The sequence below is a fragment of the Mesorhizobium sp. genome, assembly GCF_005063415.1.
Classification (GTDB): domain Bacteria; phylum Pseudomonadota; class Alphaproteobacteria; order Rhizobiales; family Rhizobiaceae; genus Mesorhizobium.
Genome location: NZ_SUEG01000025.1, coordinates 46645 through 50232 on the forward strand (window position 1 = coordinate 46645; position 3588 = coordinate 50232).

3 protein-coding genes are annotated in these 3588 nt (G+C 66.0%); 1 reads left to right on the plus strand and 2 read right to left on the minus strand.

Translation table 11 applies throughout. The features are described from left to right. Window positions 1-1175 (plus strand): DUF4166 domain-containing protein (locus tag E5W70_RS09785; protein ID WP_292656984.1); only part of this gene is annotated, 1175 nt, incomplete at its 5' end. Here E5W70_RS09785 and E5W70_RS09790 read toward each other — a convergent pair. Further along, a complete protein-coding gene (locus E5W70_RS09790) occupies window positions 1064-1447 on the minus strand; it encodes a DUF1850 domain-containing protein (protein ID WP_292656987.1) in 384 nt (127 codons plus the stop codon). The two genes, E5W70_RS09785 and E5W70_RS09790, sit on opposite strands and share 112 nt — an antisense overlap. Beyond that, the gene (locus E5W70_RS09795) at window positions 1444-3540 is read right to left on the minus strand and encodes a TRAP transporter permease (protein ID WP_292656990.1); all 2097 of its coding nucleotides are present in this window, start codon (window positions 3538-3540) and stop codon (window positions 1444-1446) included. Before E5W70_RS09795 ends, E5W70_RS09790 begins: the two co-directional genes overlap by 4 nt. Between the last annotated feature and the right edge of the window lie 48 nt (window positions 3541-3588).

The following is a 3588-nucleotide window of genomic DNA, read 5'->3' on the forward strand; positions in this document are numbered from 1 at the left end:
GTCCCGAACAAGGCCGTCCGTTTGCCGAGCAGCTGCGCTACACGATCGCGCCGCCGGGCCGGCTGCCGCTTCGAAACACGCTGTTTTCGCTGGTCGACGTTCCAGACCTGCGCGCCTTGGCCGCGCTTTGGCCGGAGGCGAAGACCATCTGGATGGGAGCCGGGCCGGCACCCGAGGTGCTGCACCGCGCCCTGATCTGCCTCGCCTGGCTGGTGCGTGCCGGATTGATCAGTTCGCTTTTGCCGCTGGCGCCGCTTATGCATCAGGCAACGAACCGGCTGCGCTGGGGCGAGCATCGCGGCGGCATGTTCGTCGAGGTGGAGGGATCGGACCGGGCGGGCGCCATCGTCAAGCGCTCGTGGCATCTCTTGGCCGAGGGCAATGATGGGCCGCTGATCCCGTCTATGGCGGTCGAAGCGCTCGTCCGCAAAGTGCTGGCCGGACATCAGCCCGCGCCGGGCGCACGGGCGGCGGTGCGCGATCTTGAGCTCCGGGACTATGAAGCGCTGTTCGCCGGCAAGACAATCTACACCGGCTTCAGGAACGGGGCCGCGGACGAGGACAAGCCGCTTTATGCCGAGCTGCTCGGTGCCGCCTGGCAAGGTCTTCCTGAGGCAATTCGGTCAATGCATGACCGTACGATCACCGCCGCAGGCCGCGCGCGCGTCGAACGCGGGCACAATGTTCTTGGCCGGCTAATGGCCTGGATGGTCGGCTTCCCCGGGGCAAGCGAGGACATCCCGGTTCATGTCCGCTTCGACACCGACAAGGACGGCGAGACCTGGACGCGGATATTCGGCAAGCACAGTTTTTCGAGCCTACAGTTCGCAGGCCGGGGTCGATCGCAGCGCCTGCTGTGCGAACGCTTCGGCCCGCTGACCTTCGCGATGGCACTGGTTGCCGAGGACGGCCGGCTGGCACTGGTCTTGCGCCGCTGGAGCTTTTTCGGCCTGCCGCTGCCGATGTGGCTCTGTCCACGCTCGACTTCCTACGAAACAGTGGAGGATGGCCGCTTCGGCTTCCATGTCGAGATCTCGCATCCGCTTGCCGGCATGATCGCCCGCTACCGCGGCTGGCTAGAGCCCTCCGGTGCGCACGGCTCCAGCGAGACCGTGTCGCCTGCCACCTTGGCCAATTCGCGGCAGTCCTGCGCCGTGCACAGCGTCCAGCCCTGACCCGTAGCGCCCGAGGCGGCGAGCACGAGGCGCCGCTGTGGCCCGACCTTGGGCGCATAGACCCACCAGCCGTCGCGCAGCGCCGAGCCTTGCGGCGGCTCCATCCCGGCGCCCGATCCCTTGATGCGGGCCTCGACCAGCTCCAGGCCGGACGGCAGCACCTTCCAGTCTTCCTGCCACTGGGTCTTCTCCACCGAATGCACCCAGGAGAGCGTGAAGGCAGCGACCGCGAGCGTCACCGTCTTGCCGGCCGCGACGATGCAGAGGCTCATGCTGAATTGGCCAGCGAAGCCTGCCGCGCGCGCCAGCAGTGCCAGCCGATCCAGGCAAGGGACAGCGCCCAGCCCGCCTCGTCGGTGAGCGGCAGCGCCGCAACCAGCAGCACGCCGGCGGCGAACGCGACGAGGCGTTCCCACCAGGCCATGCGCCGGGCGAGAAATCCGACGGCCGCGGCGCCCCACAGGACGATACCCATGCAGGCTTTGATGACGATATAAGCGACCTCGACGGGATAGCCGAACTGGGCGGCGATCGGGCCGGGATCCTGCAGCATCAGCGCCGGGGTATAGACCGCCATGAACGGCACCACGAAGCCGGCAATGGCAAGCTTGGTGGCCTGGATGCCGATCTTGAGGCCGCTTTCCTTGGCCATGGGTGCGGCGGCGAAGGCGGCCAGCGCCACAGGCGGGGTGAGATCGGCCATGATGCCGAAATAGAAGACGAACATATGGCTGACCACCAACGGCACGCCGAGCGACAGCAGCGCTGGCCCGGCCAGCGACGAAGTTATGATGTAGTTGGGAATGGTCGGTATGCCCATGCCGAGCACCAGGCAGGTGAGCATGGTCAAAAGCAGCGACAGGAACAGATTGTTCTCGCCGATCGAGATGATCCAGCCGATGAAGGTCGAGGCGATGCCGGTAAGCGTCAACGTGCCGATGACGATGCCGACGATGGCGCAGGCAATGCCGACCGGCAGCGCGTTCTTTGCTCCCTCGGCAAGGGAATCCACGCATATGCGCAGCGTCTCGCGCCCGCCCTTGAAGGTGAGGCAGGCGGCGACCAGCACGGCGATGACCAGGCTGAGGATGTTGACGCCAAACTTCATGAAGGAGGCGGCGGCAAGCCCAAGCGCCAGCCAGAAGACGACGCGGAAAGCGAGCGGCCCGATCGATGCCGCAAGCGGCGTGCCGAGGATGAGCACAATGGTCAGCGCCAGGCCCATGGTGCCGGCGAACACCGGTGTGTAGCCGGCAAACAGCAGGTAGATCAGTGCTGCGAGCGGCAGTACCAGCGGCCAATGTTGTCTCACCGCATCCCACGGATTGGGCAGGTCGGCCTTGGCCATGCCGTGCAGGCCGGCCTTGCCGGCCTCCAGGTGCACCTGCCAGAAACAGGCGCCGAAATAGAGCAGCGCCGGAATGATCGCCGCCTTGACCACCGCGGCATAGGGGATGTTCAGCGTCTCGGCCATGATGAAGGCAACCGCTCCCATCACCGGCGGCATGATCTGGCCGCCCATCGACGAGGTCGCCTCGACGGCGCCGGCGAAGGCCGAGCGGAAGCCGAAGCGCTTCATCAGCGGGATGGTGAACTGGCCGCTGGCCACCACATTGGCGACGCCGGAGCCGGAAATGGTGCCCATCAGCGCCGAGGACAGCACGCAGACCTGCGCCGGGCCGCCGCGCCATGAGCCGACCAGGCCAAGCGCAAAATCGTTGAACAGCGCGATCATGCCGGCGCGCTCGAGAAAGGCGGCGAAGACGACGAAGATGAAGATGTAGGCGGCCGAGACATAGATCGGCGTGCCGTAGATGCCTTCGGTGCCATAGGCGAAGGTATCGACGAGCTGGGCGAAATCATAACCGCGATGGATGAAAGGCGGCGGCAGGTGATTGCCGGCAAATGCGTAGGCGAGAAAGATGAAGGCAATGACGGCGAGCGGCAGCCCCATCAACCGCCGCGCCGCCTCGAAAACCAGCACGACCAGCACCGCGCCGACGATCAGGTCAGGCGTGGTGAGAAAGCCGGAGCGGCGGATGAGGTCGGCATAGAACACCCAATTGTACAGACCGGTGGCGAAGCCAAGCACGCCGAGCGTCCAGAACACTGCTTTCGCCGGGACGCTTTTGGCGCGCAGATTGGCGATTAGGGCAAAGCCGAGCAGCAGCAGGAAGCCGACATGCATGGCGCGTACGACCTGGCTCGGCAGGCTGCCATAGGCGGCGATGTAGATCTGGAAGATGGAGAAGGCGATGGCGATAAAAAAAGCCGCCTTGCCGGCGATGCCTTCGCCGAAGCCCGGCGGCAATCCTTCGACCGAAGCTTCCGCTGTGGGGGAAAGAACGGTCGGGGTCGCGGTCATTGGCGGGGTTCCTGGCGGGGCGCTCCCCTCCCTCGAGGGAGGGTGTCG

What these genes read in the sequence shown, in the direction of transcription:
- E5W70_RS09795 (WP_292656990.1), bottom strand. Translation starts at nt 3,540, where the DNA reads ATGACCGCGACCCCGACCGTTCTTTCCCCCACAGCGGAAGCTTCGGTC.
- E5W70_RS09790 (WP_292656987.1), bottom strand. Translation starts at nt 1,447, where the DNA reads ATGAGCCTCTGCATCGTCGCGGCCGGCAAGACGGTGACGCTCGCGGTC.